Annotated in this window: 20 protein-coding genes; 15 read left to right on the top strand and 5 right to left on the bottom strand. The window is 45.6% G+C overall.

Annotation, left to right across the window (positions count from 1 at the left end):
- Positions 1-29 precede the first annotated feature (29 nt).
- The 6 genes from rmgP to MKX38_RS15170 all read left to right on the top strand — a co-directional run bounded on the left by rmgP (position 30) and on the right by MKX38_RS15170 (position 4,863).
- Complete coding sequence (gene rmgP, locus MKX38_RS15195; RefSeq protein WP_029946384.1) at positions 30-995, top strand: polygalacturonan/rhamnogalacturonan ABC transporter permease; 966 nt, start codon at positions 30-32, stop codon at positions 993-995.
- A gap of 7 nt (positions 996-1,002) precedes the next feature.
- Entirely contained in the window at positions 1,003-2,124 is a 1,122-nt protein-coding gene (gene rmgQ, locus MKX38_RS15190; protein ID WP_128993297.1) for an unsaturated rhamnogalacturonyl hydrolase, read from the top strand.
- The gene (gene rmgS / locus MKX38_RS15185; RefSeq protein ID WP_080332618.1) at positions 2,121-2,624 is read left to right on the top strand and encodes a rhamnogalaturonan transport/degradation protein RmgS; all 504 of its coding nucleotides are present in this window, start codon (positions 2,121-2,123) and stop codon (positions 2,622-2,624) included. The genes rmgQ and rmgS overlap by 4 nt, the downstream gene beginning before the upstream one ends.
- 11 nt (positions 2,625-2,635) lie before the next feature.
- The gene (locus MKX38_RS15180; protein ID WP_021480330.1) at positions 2,636-3,922 is read left to right on the top strand and encodes a Gfo/Idh/MocA family oxidoreductase; all 1,287 of its coding nucleotides are present in this window, start codon (positions 2,636-2,638) and stop codon (positions 3,920-3,922) included.
- 22 nt (positions 3,923-3,944) lie between these two features.
- Complete coding sequence (locus MKX38_RS15175; protein ID WP_038828869.1) at positions 3,945-4,613, top strand: YesL family protein; 669 nt, start codon at positions 3,945-3,947, stop codon at positions 4,611-4,613.
- Positions 4,614-4,680: 67 nt separating this feature from the next.
- Positions 4,681-4,863 carry a sporulation protein Cse60 gene (locus MKX38_RS15170; RefSeq protein WP_003223398.1) on the top strand — a complete coding sequence of 61 codons (183 nt, stop codon included), beginning with the start codon at positions 4,681-4,683 and terminating at the stop codon, positions 4,861-4,863.
- Between the two features lie 36 nt (positions 4,864-4,899).
- Here the strand turns inward: MKX38_RS15170 and opuD are convergent, their stop codons facing one another.
- Positions 4,900-6,438, bottom strand: a complete 1,539-nt coding sequence (opuD, locus tag MKX38_RS15165) for a glycine betaine transporter OpuD (RefSeq protein ID WP_015384403.1) — start codon at positions 6,436-6,438, stop codon at positions 4,900-4,902.
- Between the two features lie 188 nt (positions 6,439-6,626).
- Positions 6,627-7,889, bottom strand: coding sequence for an NAD(P)/FAD-dependent oxidoreductase (locus tag MKX38_RS15160; RefSeq protein WP_072173641.1), 1,263 nt, complete (start codon positions 7,887-7,889; stop codon positions 6,627-6,629).
- A 202-nt stretch (positions 7,890-8,091) separates the two neighbouring features.
- Here MKX38_RS15160 and murJ point away from each other — a divergent pair, with 202 nt between their 5' ends.
- Positions 8,092-9,726 (top strand): lipid II flippase MurJ, encoded by a 1,635-nt coding sequence (gene murJ / locus MKX38_RS15155; protein ID WP_014480588.1) that lies wholly within the window; start codon positions 8,092-8,094, stop codon positions 9,724-9,726.
- Positions 9,727-9,794: 68 nt separating this feature from the next.
- Positions 9,795-10,514, top strand: a complete 720-nt coding sequence (locus MKX38_RS15150; RefSeq protein ID WP_017695479.1) for a pseudouridine synthase — start codon at positions 9,795-9,797, stop codon at positions 10,512-10,514.
- 121 nt (positions 10,515-10,635) lie between these two features.
- On the opposite strand, the gene MKX38_RS15145 is transcribed toward MKX38_RS15150, so the two are convergent.
- Positions 10,636-10,857 (bottom strand): DeoR family transcriptional regulator, encoded by a 222-nt coding sequence (locus MKX38_RS15145; RefSeq protein WP_003152337.1) that lies wholly within the window; start codon positions 10,855-10,857, stop codon positions 10,636-10,638.
- A gap of 289 nt (positions 10,858-11,146) precedes the next feature.
- Here MKX38_RS15145 and MKX38_RS15140 point away from each other — a divergent pair, with 289 nt between their 5' ends.
- The gene (locus MKX38_RS15140) at positions 11,147-11,857 is read left to right on the top strand and encodes an ABC transporter ATP-binding protein (protein ID WP_015714539.1); all 711 of its coding nucleotides are present in this window, start codon (positions 11,147-11,149) and stop codon (positions 11,855-11,857) included.
- Positions 11,854-13,011: an ABC transporter permease gene (locus MKX38_RS15135; RefSeq protein ID WP_032722356.1), complete on the top strand. Its 1,158-nt coding sequence runs from the start codon at positions 11,854-11,856 to the stop codon at positions 13,009-13,011. Before MKX38_RS15140 ends, MKX38_RS15135 begins: the two co-directional genes overlap by 4 nt.
- Positions 13,012-13,049: 38 nt before the next feature.
- Here MKX38_RS15135 and pbuO read toward each other — a convergent pair whose 3' ends face one another.
- Complete coding sequence (gene pbuO, locus MKX38_RS15130) at positions 13,050-14,348, bottom strand: hypoxanthine/guanine permease PbuO (RefSeq protein ID WP_014480583.1); 1,299 nt, start codon at positions 14,346-14,348, stop codon at positions 13,050-13,052.
- 96 nt (positions 14,349-14,444) lie between these two features.
- Between pbuO and pepV the strand changes: the two genes are divergently transcribed.
- On the top strand, positions 14,445-15,836 hold the full coding sequence (pepV, locus tag MKX38_RS15125; RefSeq protein WP_029318264.1) for a dipeptidase PepV: 1,392 nt from the start codon (positions 14,445-14,447) through the stop codon (positions 15,834-15,836).
- Between the two features lie 33 nt (positions 15,837-15,869).
- On the opposite strand, the gene cysK is transcribed toward pepV, so the two are convergent.
- On the bottom strand, positions 15,870-16,805 hold the full coding sequence (cysK, locus tag MKX38_RS15120; protein ID WP_003229237.1) for a cysteine synthase A: 936 nt from the start codon (positions 16,803-16,805) through the stop codon (positions 15,870-15,872).
- 148 nt (positions 16,806-16,953) lie between these two features.
- Here cysK and thpR point away from each other — a divergent pair, with 148 nt between their 5' ends.
- From thpR to pulA, 4 genes are read left to right on the top strand one after another with little or no spacing between them, the layout of a single operon-like run.
- Complete coding sequence (gene thpR, locus MKX38_RS15115; RefSeq protein ID WP_003229239.1) at positions 16,954-17,505, top strand: RNA 2',3'-cyclic phosphodiesterase; 552 nt, start codon at positions 16,954-16,956, stop codon at positions 17,503-17,505.
- A 25-nt stretch (positions 17,506-17,530) separates the two neighbouring features.
- Positions 17,531-18,445 carry a hypothetical protein gene (locus tag MKX38_RS15110; RefSeq protein ID WP_339187606.1) on the top strand — a complete coding sequence of 305 codons (915 nt, stop codon included), beginning with the start codon at positions 17,531-17,533 and terminating at the stop codon, positions 18,443-18,445.
- 48 nt (positions 18,446-18,493) lie between these two features.
- The gene (locus MKX38_RS15105) at positions 18,494-19,423 is read left to right on the top strand and encodes a diacylglycerol kinase family lipid kinase (RefSeq protein ID WP_003229243.1); all 930 of its coding nucleotides are present in this window, start codon (positions 18,494-18,496) and stop codon (positions 19,421-19,423) included.
- Positions 19,424-19,448: 25 nt separating this feature from the next.
- Positions 19,449-21,605 (top strand): type I pullulanase, encoded by a 2,157-nt coding sequence (gene pulA / locus MKX38_RS15100; protein ID WP_339187604.1) that lies wholly within the window; start codon positions 19,449-19,451, stop codon positions 21,603-21,605.
- The last annotated feature ends 146 nt before the right edge of the window (positions 21,606-21,751 follow it).

Below are 21,751 nucleotides of genomic sequence, written 5' to 3'. Positions count from 1 at the left end.
AAGAACCCGTGAAAGGAGGCTGGGAAAAAATGAAAACAGCAGAAGCGCAAGCGCCGGCTGTTGATACAGTCATTTTTAAAAAAGAAAAAAGAAAGCGCTTACTAATCAAGCTGATTCAGCAAAAATATTTGTACTTGATGATTTTGCCGGGGTGTATTTATTTTTTGCTTTTTAAGTATGTCCCGATGTGGGGAATTGTGATTGCGTTTCAGGATTATCAGCCGTTCCTCGGCATTTTGGGCAGTGAGTGGGTGGGGCTGAAGCATTTTATCAGGCTGTTTACTGAGCCTACATTTTTTCTCTTGTTAAAAAACACGCTCGTGTTATTTGCTTTGAACCTGGCCATATTTTTCCCGGTGCCGATACTGCTGGCGCTTCTATTGAACGAAGTGCGGATTGCTCTCTTTAAAAAATTTGTTCAGACGCTGATTTATATCCCGCATTTTATGTCTTGGGTCATTGTTGTATCGCTTTCGTTTGTGCTTTTAACGGTAGACGGAGGCTTGATTAATGAACTGATTGTGTTTTTTGGCGGTGAAAAAATCAATTTTCTGCTGAACGAAGAATGGTTCCGGCCCCTGTATATTCTGCAGGTTATCTGGAGGGAAGCAGGCTGGTCGACGATCATTTATCTGGCGGCCATTACAGCGGTTGACCCCCAGCTGTATGAAGCGGCGAAAATGGACGGAGCGGGACGGCTGCGGCAAATGTGGCATATTACGCTGCCCGCCATTAAAAGCGTTATCGTCGTTTTGCTGATTTTGAAAATCGGAGACACGCTGGAGCTTGGCTTCGAGCATGTGTATTTGCTGTTAAATGCGACTAACAGGGAAGTGGCGGAAATTTTTGATACGTATGTTTATACTGCAGGGCTGAAACAGGGCCAATTCAGCTACAGTACAGCAGTCGGCGTATTTAAAGCGGCGGTCGGGCTGATTTTGGTCATGCTAGCGAATCGTTTAGCGAAGAAATTTGGCGAGGAAGGAATTTATTAAGAAAGGGATGGGATCAATGGATCAATCAATCGCTGTAAAATCGCCTCTTACGTACGCGGAGGCATTGGCAAAAACCATTATGAATACGTACACAGTCCAGGAGCTGCCTCCTGCAAACCGCTGGCACTACCACCAGGGTGTTTTCTTATGCGGTGTATTGCGGCTGTGGGAAGCAACCGGGGAAAAGCGGTATTTTGAGTATGCGAAGGCCTATGCAGATCTCTTAATCGATGATTATGGCAATCTATTATTTAGAAGAGATGAACTGGACGCCATTCAAGCGGGTCTCATTCTTTTTCCATTATACGAGCAGACGAAGGATGAACGGTATGCCAAAGCGGCAAAAAGGCTGCGCGGTTTATATGGAACACTGAACCGGACGTCTGAGGGCGGTTTTTGGCACAAAGACGGTTATCCATACCAAATGTGGCTTGACGGCTTATACATGGGGGGGCCGTTCGCACTGAAATATGCCAATCTGAAGCAGGAGCCGGAGCTGTTTGATCAGGTCGTGCTGCAGGAGTCATTGATGAGAAAGCATACGAAGGATGCAAAAACCGGACTCTTTTATCACGCCTGGGATGAAGCGAAAAAAATGCCTTGGGCCAATGAAGAGACAGGCTGTTCACCGGAATTTTGGGCACGTTCCATCGGCTGGTACGTCATGTCTCTTGCTGACATGATTGAAGAGCTGCCGAAGAAGCATCCAAACCGTCATGGGTGGAAAAACACGCTGCAGGACATGATGGAAAGCATCTGCCGCTATCAAGACAAAGAGACGGGGTTATGGTATCAGATCGTTGATAAGGGAGACAGGTCTGATAACTGGCTGGAAAGCTCAGGATCCTGCCTGTACATGTACGCATTTGCGAAGGGAATCAATAAAGGCTATTTAGACAGAGCTTACGAAACAACACTGCTAAAAGCGTATCAAGGCTTGATTCAGCATAAAACCGAAACATCAGAAGACGGCGCGTTTCTCGTCAAAGACATATGTGTCGGAACGTCAGCCGGTTTCTATGACTATTATGTCAGCCGCGAAAGAAGCACAAACGACCTGCACGGAGCCGGCGCGTTTATTTTAGCTATGACAGAGCTGGAGCCTCTTTTTAGGTCAGCCGGGAAATGACAAAAAAGATACGTACGGCTTTGTGTGTGATCGTCTCAGTGCTCTTTTTGGCATCATGCTCAAGCAGGCCGGACGGAATGCATGTCATTCTCTTTTCTGATATGCAGGCTGGCGTACAGGAAAAAATAAAAAAGGCCGCCGAGCAGAATGCCGGGAAGGTCGATATCTTTCCAGCTTTTCAGGAAAAACTGCTGACTGAAATTACCGCCCATGAGGGAGATGTTTTCATCGTGCCTGAAGACATGTTTCAAGCTTACGATGATCCGGAAAATTTTCAGCCGTTAAACGGATTGCCTCCTAAAAAAACATCTCCTTATACAACTGTTAATAAAAAAACAGGAGAAAAAACGATCTATGCCGTTCAGATCGAAAAAGGGAAAAAACAGCTGAACGGCTATTCTTTTCGATTGAATCGCGATATGGCGGCGTTTATCCCTGTGTACGCTGAAAAAACAGAGGAAGCGCTGCAGCTGATTTCTCAACTAACTGAAGCCCGATAGAGGTGAGGATATTGAAGAACATCGTCTTTTGCGGATTGAGCAGCAGAGCATTCAGTATGTTTATCAAACCGCTGTTGGAGCGGTTTTCAACTCATTATGAGATTACGGGATTGCTGGATGCCGATCCGAAACGTTTTGCCGTTTGCAAAAAGAAATTTCCCGAGCTGGCCCACGTGCCCGAGTTTAGCGAAGATGCTTTTGACGAGATGATGCGCGTGTCAAAGCCTGATATCGTCATTGTGGCAGGCAGGGACGATACGCATGTCACATATATTGTAAAAAGTCTTCAGTGGGATACAGATGTAATTACTGAAAAACCAATGGTGACAACAGTGCAGGATGCGAATCGGGTGCTTGAAGCGGAGGCCAAAAGCGAAGGAAAAGTCACCGTCGCGTTTAACTATCGCTACAGCCCGTTTCATCGGAAAATAAAAGAAATGATTCTGGACGGAAAAATAGGCAGGGTCACCTCCGTTGATTTAAATTGGTATATTGATACGTATCATGGCGCCAGCTATTTTAAACGCTGGAACAGGTCGAGACAGTTTTCCGGCGGTCTTTCTGTCCATAAATCAACACATCACTTTGATCTCGTCAATTGGTGGCTCGGGCAAAATCCGGAAGAGGTATTTGCTTATGGCGCCTTGAATTACTATGGGCCGGACAGTGAGTGGAACCCCTTGCCGGAAGAAGACGGGCGTTTTTGCGGGACGTGCCGGGTCAAAGAAAAATGCCACTACTATTCAAGGTGGCATCCCCGTTCCTCTAAAGCTTCTATAAAAGATGATCATCTCGAAGCAGGAGACCAGTCTAGCTTATATACTGCATACAGGCCTGACGCGTGTATTTTTGACGAGGAAATTGACATCGAGGATACGTACGTGGCGGCAGTCAAATATGATGGCGGCGCACTGTTAAGCTACTCGATTGTTTTTTCGGCCCCGTATGAAGGCTACCGGCTGACGATCAACGGCACAAAAGGGCGTATTGAATCAAATGAATTTCACGAACCTTCCAGAATTCCGTTTGCTTTTCCTGAGCAGACAATCGAATACTATCCGCTTTTTGAATCAAAGCAGACGATACAAGTAGTCAAAAATGAAGGGGGGCATGGCGGAGGTGATCCGCTTTTGCTTGAGGATCTTTTTTTAGGAAAAGACCCGCTGCGCCGCTATGATATTTTAGCCGGGGCTGAAGCTGGAGCCTACTCCATCGCGGTTGGTGAGGGAATGTGGCGCTCGGTTGCCGAAAAGAAGCCGATCGGCATGAAAGAGCTTTTTCAGATGCAGAATGTATAATGCAAAAAAAGGAGGGGGCACCATGGAACATGATGGCTCACTGGGACGGATGCTGCGTTTTTGCGAATGGATCATGAGATTTGCGTATACAAACTTGCTGTGGCTGTTTTTTACGTTGCTCGGTCTCGGTGTGTTTGGCATCATGCCCGCGACCGCGGCTTTATTCGCTGTCATGCGGAAGTGGATTCAGGGGCAGGACAACGTTCCGGTGCTCAAAACGTTTTGGCAGGAATACAAGGGTGAATTTTTTCGTTCAAATCTGCTCGGAGCTGTACTGGCGCTCATCGGAGTGATCATTTATATTGATTTGGCCTTCATTTATCCAAGTCATTTCCTTCTGCACATCCTGCGCTTCGCCATTATGATATTTGGCTTTTTGTTCGTATCCATGCTTTTTTATGTGTTTCCGCTGCTTGTCCATTTTGACTGGAAAAAACGTCTGTATGTGAAATTTTCGCTCTTGCTCAGTGTGGCGTATTTGCAATATACGCTTACTATGCTTGCGCTGACTGTTGCTCTCTTTTTCTTGCTTGCGTACCTGCCCGGCATTGTCCCTTTTTTCAGCGTCAGCCTGATCAGCTACTGCCATATGCGGATTGTTTATGCCGTGCTGCTGAAAGTGGAGCAGCAAGGCGGCGAGCCACAGAGGGAATCCCATATACGGAAAGCTTTTTATCCGGAAACGAGATAATCATCATTTCTCTATCATAAGGCTGTTCCAAACGGAATAGATTGATAGAGAAAGGAGAGCGGATAAAATGCTGAAGGTAGCGGTATTTGATGAAGAGCATGAAAAAGACTTACAAACGGAAATCAATTCATTTTTAAAAGGGATATCGGAGGAGCAGCTGATTGATATCAAATATACGGTTTCGGCGGCGTGCGACCCAGACGGCGAGCAGCTTTACTGTTTTTCCGCCCTTATTTTATATCGCAAATAAAAAGATCTTCCCGCAGGCGCGGAAAGATCTTTTTTGTTAATATGCTTTTTTCACTCTTGGACTTCTCGGTTTATCGAGTTTCTCCGCTTTTTTGATCTCTCTTCTTTCTTTTGAGAGCGATTGATAGAGAGAGGCAATCATCAGCAGGATAACGATAGAAAACGGCAGCGCTGCCAGAATCGCTGTGTTCTGCAAAGCGGCAAGCCCTCCAGAATATAGGAGCACAGCCGCCATGGCGGACTGAATGATCCCCCAGCTGAGTTTCACAGAATTCGCCGGATTTAAAGAACCGTACGACGTCTGCATGCCCAGCACGAATGTAGCTGAATCAGCAGACGTGATAAAGAATACTGCGATCAGAATCAATGCAAGGATCGATGTCACCATTGTCAGCGGATAGTGATCAAGTGTTCCGAACAGCATCGTTTCAGTGGACAGCTTTGCTACATTGAACGTGCCTTTTTGCTGGAGATCCATGGCTGATACGCCGAAAATGGAGAACCATAGAAATGTCAAAATACAAGGTGTCACCAAGACGCCAATTAAAAATTCTCGGATCGTCCGGCCTCTGGATACACGGGCGATGAAAATGCCGACAAATGGAGACCAGGAAATCCACCATGCCCAATAGAAAATCGTCCAGCTGTTAATCCATTCGCGTTTTTCAGGATCGTTCGGTGTCAGTCTGAAGCTCATTTGAACGATATTTTGAATGTATTGTCCGATAGAATCTGTAAATGAGTTCATGATCAGCACTGTAGGCCCGACAACGAGCATAAACAACATTAACAATCCGGCCAATACCATGTTTGTGTTGCTTAAATACTTAATTCCTTTTCCGAGTCCGCTCCACGCAGAAAGTAAAAAGAGCACTGTCACAATAATGATTAAAACCAATTGGACGATAAACGCATTCGGAATGCCGAACAGGTAATTCAAACCGCCGTTAATTTGGGTTGCGCCAAGACCAAGACTTGTTGACACCCCGACAACAGTGGCGAAAACTGCAATACAGTCAATGGCCTTTCCGATCGGTCCGTTTACTTTATCCCCGAGAATCGGTGACAGTGTGCTGCTGATTAACCCGGGTGCGCCTTTGCGGAATTGGAAATAGGCAATGCATAATGCCACAATGGCATAAATGGCCCAAGCGTGCAAACCCCAGTGGAAAAACGTATAGCGGAGTGCATCTCTGAAGGCTTGGGGGGTTTCTGTTTCACCTGATGGAGAGCTAATTGCGTAATGGCTGATCGGTTCAGCCGCACCGTAGAATACTAAGCCGATTCCCATGCCTGCGCTGAACAGCATGGCAAACCATGATAATAACCCGAATTCCGGTTTTTCATCAGGCTTTCCGAGTTTGATTTTTCCGATCGGGCTGAAAATCAAAAAGAGACAAAACCCGACAAACAAAGAGACAACTAAAAGATAATACCAACCAAATGAATCGGTAATAAATGCTTGTGCCGATTGAGACACATTTTGCAGGCTGTCAGGAGAAATAACACCCCATAATACAGCTGCAGCTGTGATTGCAATCACAATCCAAAATACACTAGATATATGTTTCAACATTTCTCACCCTCTAATTTTTTGTGTACGCCTATATCTTGCTCGCAGGCTTAGTATGGTCGTACGATGGCAGCTCATTCCTCTCTTAAAATTACCCCGCAATCAGGTGAAACAAAACAAGTCTCACCCTAACATGAATGCGGGGAATGTTCAAATGTGAGTTTGGCGGCAAGAGATTTAAAGAGTAATGATTAAGAACGGGCGTATTGCCCGGCATTTAGCCCTGCAAGCCTGCCTGTGACAAGGGCGGAGGTAATATTGTATCCGCCTGTGTAGCCGTGGATATCCAGAATTTCACCGCAAAAATAAAGCCCCTCCATTTTTTTAGAAGCCATCTTTTTCGGGTCAATTTCTTTTACAGATACCCCGCCTCCCGTGACAAATGCCTTATCAAGCGACAGTGTGCCATTTGCGAGGACAGTAAACTGCTTGCAGTCCCTTACAAATTGTCTGAAAGGATCCTTCGGCAGCTCAGAAAACGATACGTTCGGAGAGATGCCGTTTTTTTCGAGCAGGAATAGGAGATAGCGCTCCTGCATCCAAGGCTTCAGCACGTTTTTAATGGTTTTTTTCGGTGCTTCCTTCAGTTCTTTATACATCTTTTGGAAAAGCGTTTCTTCATTGATATCCGGATACAAGTCGATTCTGATCGGCACTTGAGGCTGTTTTTTCAGCTCTTTTACGACAAATTGGCTGCATCTGAGAATGGCAGGTCCTGAGAGGCCGAAATGGGTAAACAGCATGTCCATTTTATGTGTGATAATCGGTTTGCCTTTTTTATTTAACACACTAACGGCTACATCTCTTAGTGATAAGCCCTGAAGTGTTTTTTGCTTAATGAACGGTTCGCCAGAAGTGACTGGAACCTCTGTCGGAAACAGCTCTGTTATGGTATGGCCCGCGGCTTCAGCCCATTCATAGCCGTCTCCCGTGCTTCCGGTATGAGGCACGCTTTTACCGCCTACAGCGATAATGACTGCCTGGCTATGGATCATTTCGCCATTATTCGTCACAATCCCTGCTGCCTGTCCATCTTCATATATAACAGATTTAATTTTCTCGTTCGTTCTGATTGTTACGCGGAGCTGCTTCAGCCTGTTTAACAGCGCGTCAACGACACTTTGGGCTTTGTCGGTCACAGGAAACATCCGGCCGTGATCCTCTTCCTTCAATTGAATGCCGAGGTTTTCAAAAAACTTGATAATGTCTTCATTATTAAATTCAGAAAACGCGCTGTATAAAAAACGCCCGTTGCCGGGGATGTGCTTGATAATTTCTTCCACAGGAAGGCGGTTCGTCACATTACAGCGGCCGCCCCCGGAAATCGCGAGTTTCCGTCCTAATTTATTTCCTTTATCTATCAGCAACACGCCAGCGCCCTGTTCTCCTGCTGCAATCGCAGCCATCAAGCCTGAAGGGCCTCCGCCGATTACGATTACGTCATATTGTTTCATCTTTATCATCAACTTTCTTTTCATTTCGTGTGCGGACACCCCGTCCGCAGTACTATTATAGCGAAAGAAAGCCGCTCCTTAAACGTCTTTTGCCGCGGACATGAATGTTCACAGGATTGCTTTTGTATTTATTACCGTCTAAATGCCCAGTTGTGGTAAAATAGAAAAGTTGAATCTTCGTAGAAAATGGTGATGAAGAAACATGTCAAGCAAACTGTTAAGAGGCACGTTTGTATTAACGCTCGGTACATATATATCGCGGATTCTGGGGATGGTCTATTTAATTCCCTTCAGCATTATGGTCGGGGCGACAGGCGGTGCATTATTTCAATACGGATACAACCAATACACTTTATTTTTGAATATTGCTACGATGGGCTTTCCGGCCGCTGTTTCTAAATTTGTTTCCAAATATAATTCAAAAGGGGATTATGAGACAAGCAGGAAAATGCTCAAGGCGGGCATGTCGGTTATGCTCGTCACAGGAATGATAGCCTTTTTCATTCTGTATCTATCGGCTCCGATGTTTGCGGAAATATCGCTGGGAGGCAAGGATAATAACGGCTTGACAATTGATCATGTCGTTTATGTCATCCGCATGGTCAGCTTAGCGCTTTTGGTCGTACCGATTATGAGCCTTGTTCGCGGATTCTTTCAAGGGCACCAAATGATGGGTCCGACAGCTGTTTCCCAAGTCGTTGAACAGATTGTCCGCATCATCTTTCTATTGAGTGCGACATTCTTGATTTTGAAGGTTTTCAACGGCGGCCTTGTCATCGCTGTGGGCTATGCAACCTTCGCAGCGCTGATCGGTGCCTTCGGAGGGCTGGTCGTGCTTTATATTTATTGGAACAAACGGAAGGGCAGCCTGCTGGCGATGATGCCGAATACGGGTCCGACAGCAAACCTAAGCTACAAAAAAATGTTTTTCGAGCTGTTCAGCTATGCTGCTCCGTACGTTTTTGTCGGACTAGCCATCCCTTTGTATAACTATATTGATACAAATACGTTTAACAAAGCGATGATTGAAGCCGGTCATCAAGCCATCAGCCAAGACATGCTTGCGATTCTAACCCTGTATGTTCAGAAGCTCGTGATGATCCCGGTTTCCCTAGCAACTGCTTTCGGACTGACATTAATTCCAACGATTACTGAATCGTTTACAAGCGGAAACTATAAGCTGTTAAATCAGCAGATTAATCAAACGATGCAGACGATCCTGTTTTTAATTATTCCGGCTGTTGTTGGGATCTCTCTATTGTCAGGACCGACGTATACGTTCTTTTACGGGTCAGAGAGCCTTCACCCTGAACTGGGGGCAAACATTTTGCTATGGTATTCGCCAGTCGCAATTCTGTTCTCTTTGTTTACAGTCAACGCAGCCATTCTGCAGGGCATCAATAAGCAAAAATTTGCAGTTGTCAGCCTTGTGATCGGCGTCGTGATCAAGCTTGTGCTGAATGTTCCGCTGATCAAGCTGATGCAGGCTGACGGAGCGATTTTAGCGACGGCGCTTGGATATATCGCTTCCCTTTTATATGGGTTTATCATGATTAAGCGCCATGCAGGCTATTCGTATAAGATACTTGTTAAACGAACTGTTTTGATGCTGGTCTTATCAGCCATTATGGGTATTGCCGTGAAAATCGTGCAGTGGGTATTAGGCTTCTTTATTTCCTATCAGGATGGCCAGCTGCAAGCTGCGATTGTTGTGGTGATCGCAGCCGCTGTTGGCGGAGCAGTCTACCTGTATTGCGGCTACCGATTAGGATTTTTGCAGAAAATTTTAGGCCGCCGTTTGCCAGGTTTCTTAAGGAAAGGCAGACATGCAGGCTGATGAACTAGATATGATGAAACTGAGGGCTCGCATGCTGCGGGCTTTCTTTTATAAAGGAGAGATTGGGAATGAGACTTGATAAGCTGCTTGCCAACAGCGGGTATGGTTCCAGAAAAGAAGTCAAAGCCGTTGTGAAGGCTGGAGCCGTGATGATCGACGGCAAACCTGCCAAAGATGTAAAGGCGCACGTTGATCCTGATACGCAGGAGGTGACCGTATACGGGGAACCGGTTGATTATCGAGAGTTCATTTATCTTATGATGAATAAACCGCAGGGCGTGCTGTCGGCGACTGAGGACAGCCGGCAGCAAACAGTGGTCGATCTGCTGACGCCGGAGGAGATGAGATTTGAGCCATTTCCAGCCGGCAGGCTTGATAAAGATACAGAGGGCTTTTTGCTGCTCACAAATGACGGGCAGCTCGCACATCGGCTCCTTTCTCCTAAAAAGCATGTTCCAAAAACGTATGAAGTCCATTTAAAATCACAGATTTCTCGGGAAGACATCTCCGATTTGGAAACGGGTGTCTACATAGAGGGCGGCTATAAAACAAAGCCGGCAAAAGCGGAAATCAAAACAAACGACAGTGGCAATACCGTGATATATCTGACAATTACAGAAGGAAAATACCATCAGGTCAAGCAAATGGCAAAGGCAGTCGGCAATGAAGTGGTTTACCTGAAGCGGCTTTCGATGGGACGCGTTTCCCTAGATCCCGCTCTGGCACCCGGAGAATACCGTGAGCTGACAGAGGAAGAGCTTCATTTGCTCAATGAGCCGCAAGCATGACAAAAACCCCGCATACCGAATGCGGGGTTTTATTTATAAGCACACAAAAACAAGGCTCAGCAGTTTCTTCGCCCTATTATCTATCGGGCCGCTCTCAGGCGGCCCTATGTAATTTTTCAATTTATGAGGTAATCTTTACTTTCTTTCTCGTTGTCTCCCACTTGCCACGGCTTGGACTATGAACAAGATCATTATATGCCAACACATTTAAGTCTCTTTGAATCGTTCTAGGTGTAATGCCGAATTCGTCAACCAGTTCCTGTGTTGTCACAAGACCTTTTTCTTGGATAAACATGTAAACTGATTTGATTCGAGTTAGCATACGGTTTGTTGAAGGTTTCAAAAAACCACTCCCTATCATAAGATCGGATGGACTTGACTAACCACAACTCACGACTATCAACTGCGTACGAAATAGCAACAAAGGCAGACATCTGTAATTGTTAAAATAATTCGCCCTCATTATACACGATATTGCAGTGATGAATCTAGGGATAACTCCTATTAATTTTTTCCAATTCGCGTTGGGCAGCCATCCTTGTTGGATTACTATGTATTTCGGCTCAATATTATTATGGTTAAAGAAACTTTTTTTATTCTGTTTCGTAGTAAATTTTGGAGGTGGGTGAGTTTTGACAAATTTGCTTGAAGCTTCAATAGAACAGGCCGGGTATACAAGCCGAAAAAAAGTGCTCACCGATGTTTTTCTGGAAGTCAGAAAAGGGGAACTAGTTGGACTGATCGGAGCTAACGGCGCCGGAAAAAGCACCGCAATCAAGGCGATACTCGGCCTTTCAGAAGATTTTAAAGGGCATATTGCCTGGAACGACTGTTCATTTGCATATATTCCGGAGCATCCGTCCTTTTACGAAGAACTGACGCTGTGGGAGCATTTGGATCTGATCAGCACACTCCACGGCATTGAAGAGAGAGAATTTGCGCATCGGGCCCAAAGCCTGCTGCAGACGTTTTCGCTTGATCATGTCAAACATGAGCTGCCTGTCACCTTTTCGAAGGGCATGCAGCAAAAACTAATGCTTATCCAGGCCTTTCTCTCTAAGCCGGATATGTATGTGATTGATGAACCGTTTATCGGCCTTGATCCGATATCGACGAAACGCTTTGTGGACATGCTTAAGGCTGAAAAAGAACGTGGAGCCGGAATTCTTATGTGCACGCATGTACTCGATACCGCGGAAAAAATCTGTGACCGGTTTTATATGATTGAGAAAGGTTCATTATTTCTCCAAGGCACGTTAAAAGATATTCAGGACAAGACCGGATTAGAGGGGCAGTCATTGCTTGACTGTTTTTATAAGGCAGTTCAAGGTGATCGGCCATGAACGGGCGTACGCTCTTTTTTCGAAGGCTGTTTGACTATTACAAGTATCAGTTTAAAGTGTTGCATGCGGTCATTGACTGGACAGTCGCTCTCTATATTGTTTTGCCGGCGATTGCTTTTGTCATCTATCAGTATATTGATTTGATGAATGGAAGAGGTCTTCTTTATGAGTGGTCTGAAGTGGCGGAGTGGAGATGGCTGTACGCTGTGTGTGGGCTGATCATGTTTACAGGCTCGATTCGTACATTTTTAATGGAAGCGGACAAAGTGTTTTTGCTGCAAAAGAAGGAAATCATCTATCAGCTCAAACGGTACGCGCTTTTGTATTCTTTTCTCGTCACGATGGCTAAATGGCTGCTTCTCTTTTTCATTGTCCTTCCCTTGATCAGTCATTCTGTTCACATCACATTCGCAGAAAGCACTGCTCTATTGTGTTATTTGTTTGGCCTTCATATATTCTTTTTATCCTTAAAGCAAGACAGGATCAGAAAGCCGCGCTCCATTTCGAGATGGATTGGCGATATTTTTGTCAGAGCTATATTTTTTGCTGGTTCTGCTATCCTGATTGTTTTGACTCAGTGGCACTTGCTTGCGCTTTTTGGCATTTTATTTTTGCTTTTCTCAGTTATCCGCAGTTTGAAAAAGACGGCTTCGTTCACGGCTTTTGAAGCTGAGGTGACTGAAGAGAAAAAAAGCAGGCTTGCCCTTGCAGGACTTGTGATGATGATGAGTCAGGAGGCGGGAATGCCAAAAGTAAAAGACAGGATGAGAAGAAAACCGTTATTATACAGAAATTCAAAAAGGATATTTAAAAGACGAACGATCTGCACAGGCTATAAGGAATTGTTTTTTAAAGTCATGCTGAGGAATGGCGAGTATGCGAGGCAGATGTACATGCTACTGTCAGCTTTCACCGTTCTCATATTTGTTTCCCCAATTTGGCTGAAGGTGATTGCGCTGCTGGTATACACAGGGGTTTGCCGTTATATCCTGACGCTTATTTTTGACAAGGTCATGGATGCCCCTTTTTTAATTGGCACCGATAAGGAAAGTGATGAATATTATCGGGCCAGAAAAAGCTGTATCAACATCCTGCACTATGCGTTTGCCGCCTGTTGTTTTTTAGCGGCCGCTGTCTCTTTATTGTTTACATAAAAAACCCAAACGGCGACGTTTGGGTTTTTTGGTCTATGTTATAAAATAAACAGCTGGATGAAAAACAGAATGGCGAAAACGATGACGAGCGGATGAATCTCTCTCCATTTTCCCCGCGCCGCTTTTACGATCGGATATGAAATAAAGCCAAGCGCAATTCCTGTAGAAATGCTGGATGTCAAAGGCATGGCCAGAATGACGAGAAACGCTGGAAATGCCTCGTCCATCTCTTTCCAGTTCATATTGGAAACTGAACCCATCATCAGGCTGCCGACGATAATCAAAGCAGGCGAGGTGATGGCGGCTATACCGGACAAGGCGCTGACAAGCGGACTGAAAAACATTGAAGCCGCAAACATCACCGCGACAGTCAAAGCCGTAAGCCCCGTTCTTCCTCCGGCTGCGACACCGGCGGAAGACTCGATAAATGCAGTCGTTGGACTTGTGCCGAAAACAGCTCCTACTGTTGTCGCGGTTGAATCAGCAAGCAGCGCTTTTCGCACGTTTGGCAGCTTGTTGTTTTTCATCAGCCCGGCTTGCTCGGCAACTCCGATCATCGTGCCTGTCGTATCAAAAATGGTGACTAATAGAAAAGAAAAGACGACAGCGTACAGGCCGTGATGAATGACATCGCCAAAAGCGGTAAATGGATTTGAGATCATCAATCCTTCCGGCAAATGAGGAAGCGACATAAATCCCTTTGGAAAATGGAGCTGACCGGTGAAAAAGGCGATCAAAGCGGTAGCTGCCATTCCGATAAATAAAGCGCCGCTTACATTCAGCACCATCAGGACCACGCTGATCAAAAGGCCGACCAGCGTTAAAATAACACCAGGTGAATGCAGATTGCCGAGAGTGACCAGGTTTGACTCATCAGCTGCCACAATGCCCGCTTGACGCAAACCGATAAAAGCAATAAACAGCCCGATCCCTGTTGTGATCCCGTATTTTAAATTGTTTGGAATCGCTTCTATAAGTTGTTTTCTTAAAGGCGTTAACGATAGAATAATGAAGAGAACCCCTGCTGTAAATACTGCGCTGAAAGCTGTTGCGTACGTGATGCCGCCATCGCTTGCGCTTACGACATGAAAGGCTAAATAAGCGTTCAAGCCCATGCCGGGCGCAATAGCAATCGGATAATTTGCTGCCAGGGCCATCCACAGCGTTCCGACAATGGAGGCAATAATCGTTGCGGTGAACACCTGGTCGAAAGGAACCCCGGCGTTAGCCAGAATGACCGGATTGACCACGACGATATAGACCATTGTGAAAAAGGTCGTCAGCCCTGCTATGATTTCTTGCTTTATGGATGTTTGCTGCTCTTTTAGATGAAACATAGTATCCTCCAATTACGAACGTTTTAACAAAACACCATTAATATTATTCGTTTTATTTGGTTTTTGCAAGTCATTTCTTGCGGAAAGGGGATCATTATGAACTGGGAAGTTGAAGTGATCAGAAAAAAAGAGGATTTAATTCGTGATACGCAGGAATTTTTGAGAATCAACAGTGTCATGGACGAAACAACCGCTGGACCCGGTAAACCGTTTGGAGAAGGGGTAAATGCCAGCCTGACTTCATTGCTGGAGCTTGGAGAAAAAGAAGGCTTTACAACAAAAAATCTTGACGGCTTCGCAGGTCATATTGAATGGGGGGAGGGCGATGACATTATCGGCGTACTTTGCCATGTTGACGTCGTGCCGCCGGGAGATGGGTGGACGAGTGATCCATTTTCAGCTGAAATCCGCAACGGACGGATTTATGCAAGGGGCGCCATTGATGACAAAGGCCCGACAATGGCGGCATTCTACGCGCTGAAAATCGTGAAAGACATGAATTTGCCCCTGTCCAAGCGAGTCAGAATGATTATCGGAACAGATGAAGAAAGCGATTGGAGATGCGTAGAGCATTATTTCAAGCATGAAGAAATGCCAACAATGGGCTTTGCGCCTGACGCCGATTTTCCAATCATTAATGCGGAAAAAGGGATCATCGATGCTTCTTTACTTATTCCGCACCGCCCAAATCAAGCAGAACCAAAGGCAGTGCTTGTCTCGTTTCAATCAGGCCTTCGCTTAAACATGGTGCCCGACGCTGCGGAAGCTGTCATTGAAGGGCCGAAAAATGAAGAGATTCTATCTTCATTTAAAGACATGCTCCGCACGACGGACCAAAAAGGGGAAGCTGCAATAGAGAACGGACAGCTCATTTTGCGTATGTACGGTCTTTCCTGCCATGCGATGGAACCGAACAATGGGATCAATGCCGGTATTTTATTGTGCGAATTTCTCCAGCAGACTGAGCTTGACGATGCAGGAAAGCGGTTTGTGCAAGTTGTGACAGATAAGTTCTCAGGTGATACAAGAGGAAAAAAACTGGACATCGACTGTGAGGATGAAATCAGCGGTGAGCTGACATTAAATGTCGGAACACTGCGCTATAAAGAAGGGCAGGGAGGCGAGCTCGGGATCAATATCCGCTATCCTGTGACAGCAGAAAGCAAAGCGATTCGCGATGCATTCGAAAGTGCATCTGAATTTGATCTGGGAGAATTCAAAGACAGCAAGCCGCATCACGTGTCCGCAGATCATCCGTTAGTCAAAACCCTGCAAAAGGTTTATGAAGGCCAGCTGGGTAAAAAAGCTGACTTAATCTCAATCGGCGGGGGGACATATGCGAGATCCTTAAAAGCCGGTGTCGCGTTCGGCCCGCTGTTCCCCGGACGCCCTGACAGCGCACACCAAAAGGATGAATATATCGAAATTGATGACCTGCTGAGATCGACAGCGTTATATGCTCAGGCCATTTACGAGCTTGCAAAATAAAAGGACCGGCTTCTGCTGAAGCCAGTCCTTTTTTTAAATAAATGACCATAAATCAGTTGATAAGTACCGTTCTCCTGTATCAGCTGTCATGCAGACCACAACTTTGTCAGGAGAGAGGCGTTTCGCTGTTTCGATTGCCGCGAAGCAGGCAGCGCCTGATGAAGGACCGACAAGAATTCCTTCTTCAGCAGCAAGCCGTCTTGTCGTCGTATACGCGTCTTCATCAGAGATTTTGATAATTTCATCATAAACGTCCTCATTTAAAATCGGCGGTATAAAGCCTGGGCTCGTTCCTACAAGTTTATGCGCGCCAGGTTTTCCGCCGGATAATACAGGCGAACCCGCTGGCTCAACAACATGAACCGTGATATCCGGAAAAAGCTCTTTGAGCGCCTCACCTGTTCCGGTAATGGTTCCGCCCGTTCCAGAGGAGGCGACAAAAGCGCCGAGCGGTTTTCCGATTTCCTCTATTGCCCGGGCGATTTCAGGCGCTGTTGTTTTCCGGTGCGCATCAGGATTGGCAGTGTTATCGAACTGCATTGGAATATAGCTGTTCGGAATTTGTTCGGCAAGCTCCTTCGCTTTTTTGATGCTGCCCGGCATTCTTTCCTCTCCGGGAGTTAATACAACCTCTGCGCCGTAAGCTTTAAGCAGGTTGATCCGTTCCTTCGTCATCGTATCAGGCATCACTAAGATTGCTTTATATCCGCGTGCTGCCGCATTCATGGCGAGCCCGATGCCGGTATTTCCGCTTGTCGGCTCTATAATAACTGATCCCGGCTTGAGTAAACCGTTTTGTTCAGCTTCTATGATCATTTGATAAGCGGCTCTGTCTTTCACACTGCCGCTCGGATTGAAAAATTCAAGCTTTAAATAGACTTGTGCCGCATTTTCCGGCTGAAGCCGATTCAATCTCACTAGCGGTGTATCTCCTATCAGATCAGCTGTGTTTGCAACGATTTTCAACATTGTCATTCCTTTCTGAATAAAACAAGTGTCATATAATATCCTAACATAATAAACGTTTGTGCGAGAGTGTTTTCATACACTGTTCCTCTATCCGCACAGCCTCTTTATTGATAAAATAATAGCTGTCAAAGAAGGGAGTGTCAGACGGATGCCAGATATACGGCCTCATTATTTCATCGGCGTTCCCATACCTGAGGGAATTGCAAATCCGATCTACCAGGCTGCGAAAAACGAACCGATATTGACGTTTCAAAAATGGGTGCACCCGCTTGACTATCATATCACGTTAATTTTTCTCGGAGCGGCGGATGAGACACAAATAAAGAAGCTTGAAGGTTCGCTAGCAGAGATTGCTTCAGAAATTGATCCATTTTCAATTAAGTTTGGCAAGATAGATGTATTCGGCGACCGCAGAAAGCCGCGCGTTTTACATCTGGAGCCAAAGAAAAACAAAACGCTTGATAGACTGCGGGAACATACGAAACAGGCTGTACTTCAGGCCGGCTTTCAAGTGGAAAAAAGACCGTATCATCCTCATATGACGCTGGCAAGAAAATGGACAGGCGAAGATGGATTTCCAGCTCATGTTCCGTTTGAAAGCGGCGAGGTTTCGATGATGGCTGAACGATTTTCGCTCTTTCAAATACACTTGAACCAATCACCAAAATACGAGGAAATATTCAAATTTCAATTATCTTAATTCATTGCGGAGTGGAGAAACAAACATGGCACAAATCATCAAAATTCATGATTATATATCGAGATATGAGCTTGATCCGTACCATTATATCAACCAGTTTGTACGTTTGAAAAAAGAGCGCTGGCTTTCACTAGTAGAAGCAGCGGAGCGCCAGCATGAAGAAAGGCAAGCCAGTGCTGAAGAACCGGAACCGGTGCAGAAACGAAAAAAATTTTCATTGAAAAGAAGAAAAGAAGAGATAAAAGCCGATATACAAGAAGAGAGACACCAACGGTTTGAGGACGAAGAAGATATTCATGTAAGGCTCCCGAAGAGCAGGGTGGCGCTTGCTTCTTTTTATAAAAGGCATTTATATGATTTTCAGCTCAAATGGGCAAGCTCTACTCTTTCAGAAATATCTCAACTCTCAAACCAAGTGAAGCAGGACCGCATTTTGCGTTATCTGACCCAGCAGCTGCCTGATTCTTATTTTATTATGTATAAGCCTGTGCTGAAAATTCAGCAGGCGGCGGTTGAATTAAGCATTGTGATTATTTCTCCTCTGGAAATTTATTGCGTTTCTTTTTTAGAGGCTGAGGAAGACAGTGTCTACATAGGGTCTAAAAATCGTTTTTGGGACAAGAAAACAGCCTCTCAGACTGCATCAGTGTTAAATCCAGGGCTTAGCCTGTTTCGTACGGACTCGGTTGTGTCAAAGATCGTAAAGGAAAAACAGGCTGAGATTCCGGTTCGAAAATTGCTTCTGAGCAGAACGTCGTACATCGATTACCCGGAGCCGCCATACGGCTTAGAAATAGCGGATAAGCGGAGCGCGGAAGAATGGATTGAGCGGCAGAAGAAAAATACTGCTCCGATCAAACATCATCAGGTAAAGGCTGCAAAGGCTCTATTGTCTTACTGCATGTCTGACTCCTATCGCAGACAGGAGTGGCTGGAGTAAAAGAGAACGATTTGAGCGGTTTTCTCATAACATAAGCAGGTGAGAAAGATGAGCCATTGGTTTTTTATTATTAATCCGACAGCAGGACATCGAAACGGCCTGCGTGTTTGGAAGTCCATTCAAAAAGAATTGATCAAACGAAAGGTTGAGCACCGTTCATTTTTAACTGAACATCCGGGACACGCCGAGGTGCTCGCCAGACAGATTTCAACGATACAGGAATATAAGCTGAAGCGCCTGATCGTCATTGGCGGAGACGGAACCATGCATGAAGTTGTCAACGGGCTGAAAGATGTTGACGATATTGAGCTGAGCTTTGTGCCGGCGGGCGCATATAATGATTTTTCGCGAGGATTCTCAATTAAAAAAATCGATCTGATACAGGAAATCAAGAAGGTAAAGCGCCCGTTAACAAGAACCTTTCATTTAGGGAGCGTCAATTTCCTTCAGGATAAATCACAGATTCTTTATTTTATGAATCATATCGGGATCGGGTTTGACGCATATGTCAATAAAAAGGCGATGGAATTTCCGTTGAGACGGGTTTTTCTTTTTCTCCGCCTTCGATTTCTGGTGTATCCGCTTTCTCATTTGCACGCTTCGGCAACCTTTAAGCCGTTTACGTTAGCTTGTACGACGGAAGACGAGACGCGCGAATTTCATGATGTCTGGTTTGCCGTTGTATCCAACCATCCGTTTTACGGGGGAGGCATGAAGGCGGCGCCCCTAGCAAATCCGCGCGAGAAGACATTTGATATCGTAATCGTTGAAAACCAGCCGTTTTTGAAAAAATATTGGCTTTTATGTCTCATGGCATTTGGAAAACATACAAAGATGGATGGCGTTACGATGTTTAAAGCGAAGGACATTACATTTTACACGAAGGACAAAATCCCGTTCCATGCTGACGGAGAAATCATGGGCACTACCCCGTTTCGTCTGGCTTCTAGTCCTTCACCCCTAAGGATCAAAACATAAACGTGTTTGAAGGAGAGAGCTTCCGATGGTCAGCATCCGCCGCAGCTTCGAAGCGTATGTCGATGACATGAATATCATTACTGTTCTGATTCCTGCTGAACAAAAGGAAATCATGACACCGCCGTTTCGGCTTGAGACAGAAACAACAGTTTTTCCTCTGGCTGTCAGGGAGGAATACTCCCTTGAAGCAAAATACAAGTACATCTGCGTATCCGACCATCCTGTGACATTTGGAAAAATCCATTGCGTCAGAGCATCCAGCGGCCACAAAACGGATCTCCAAATTGGCGCGGTCATCCGGACGGCTGCGTTTGATGACGAATTTTATTATGACGGAGAGCTGGGCGCCGTTTATACCGCGGATCATACCGTATTTAAAGTATGGGCGCCTGCTGCAACCTCAGCTGCTGTCAAGCTTTCATACCCCAATAAAAGCGGGCGCACATTCCAAATGACTCGGTTGGAAAAAGGCGTCTATGCCGTTACGGTCACAGGTGACCTTCACGGATATGAGTATTTGTTTTGCATCTGCAACAATTCAGAATGGATGGAAACCGTTGACCCGTATGCCAAGGCTGTGACTGTAAATGGAGAGAAGGGCGTCGTCTTGCGCCCGGATCAAATGAAATGGACTGCTCCTCTTAAACCATTCTCACACCCTGTGGATGCCGTCATCTATGAGACGCACCTTCGCGACTTCTCCATCCATGAAAACAGCGGCATGATAAACAAGGGAAAATACTTAGCGCTGACGGAAACTGATACACAAACCGCAAATGGCAGTTCTTCGGGATTAGCGTATGTAAAAGAGCTTGGTGTTACACATGTGGAGCTTCTGCCGGTGAATGATTTTGCCGGAGTTGATGAAGAGAAGCCGCTTGATGCATACAATTGGGGATATAACCCGCTTCATTTCTTTGCCCCGGAGGGAAGCTATGCCTCAAATCCTCATGATCCTCAAACGAGAAAAACAGAGCTGAAACAAATGATCAATACCCTGCATCAGCACGGTCTGCGAGTCATTCTGGATGTTGTTTTTAACCATGTGTATAAGAGGGAGAATTCCCCCTTTGAAAAGACAGTGCCCGGTTACTTTTTCCGGCACGACGAATGTGGGATGCCATCAAACGGCACCGGCGTTGGCAATGATATTGCATCAGAAAGAAGGATGGCGAGAAAATTCATTGCGGATTGCGTGGTCTATTGGCTTGAAGAATACAATGTTGACGGCTTCCGATTTGATCTCCTCGGCATTTTAGATATTGACACCGTGCTTTATATGAAAGAGAAAGCAACTAAGGCAAAGCCCGGAATCCTGCTTTTTGGAGAAGGGTGGGATCTGGCTACACCGCTGCCGCATGAACAGAAAGCTGCTTTGGCGAACGCGCCAAGAATGCCGGGCATCGGTTTTTTTAATGATATGTTTCGTGACGCTGTAAAAGGGAACACCTTTCACCTTAAGGCAGCAGGGTTTGCGCTCGGCAGCAGTGAATCAGCACAAGCTGTGATGCATGGAATTGCCGGGTCTTCCGGATGGAAGGCATTAGCACCGATTGTTCCGGAACCAAGCCAGTCCATCAATTATGTCGAATCACACGACAATCACACCTTTTGGGATAAAATGAGCTTTGCGCTTCCTCAAGAAAATGACAGCCGAAAGCGAAGCAGGCAAAGGCTTGCAGCCGCGATTATTTTGCTTGCCCAAGGGGTGCCGTTTATTCACAGCGGCCAGGAATTTTTCCGGACGAAGCAGGGAGTGGAAAACAGCTATCAATCCAGTGACAGCATCAACCAGCTCGACTGGGATCGCCGTGAAACATTCAAAGAAGATGTTCACTATATCCGCAGGCTGATCTCGCTGAGAAAAGCGCATCCTGCATTCCGTCTTAGGTCCGCTGCAGACATCCAGCGCCATCTTGAATGCTTGACGCTAAAAGAACACCTTATCGCATACAGGCTTTATGATCTTGACGAGGTTGACGAATGGAAAGATATCATTGTTATCCATCACGCGAGTCCAGACTCCGTCGAGTGGAGGCTGCCAAACGACATACCTTATCGGCTTTTATGTGATCCATCAGGATTTCAGGAAGACCCAACAGAAATCAAGAAAACGGTTGCAGTAAACGGCATCGGAACGGTTATCTTATATTTAGCATCAGATCTTAAGAGTTTTGCTTGACGAAGTTTGTGCTATAGCGCTAAAATTTAAAGGACGGCTATTGATTAGCATATGAGACTCTCAATAGCTGTCTTTTTTATTTTTATACGATTCGTACGAAAAAGGCATTCGCTGGATAGACTAGAAACGATTAGCCTTAATTCTAA

The sequence above is a fragment of the Bacillus sp. FSL M8-0025 genome (assembly GCF_037975475.1).
Classification (GTDB): domain Bacteria; phylum Bacillota; class Bacilli; order Bacillales; family Bacillaceae; genus Bacillus; species Bacillus subtilis.
The sequence above is the reverse complement of the archived record's forward strand: the minus strand, read 5'-3'. Positions and strand labels throughout refer to the sequence as shown.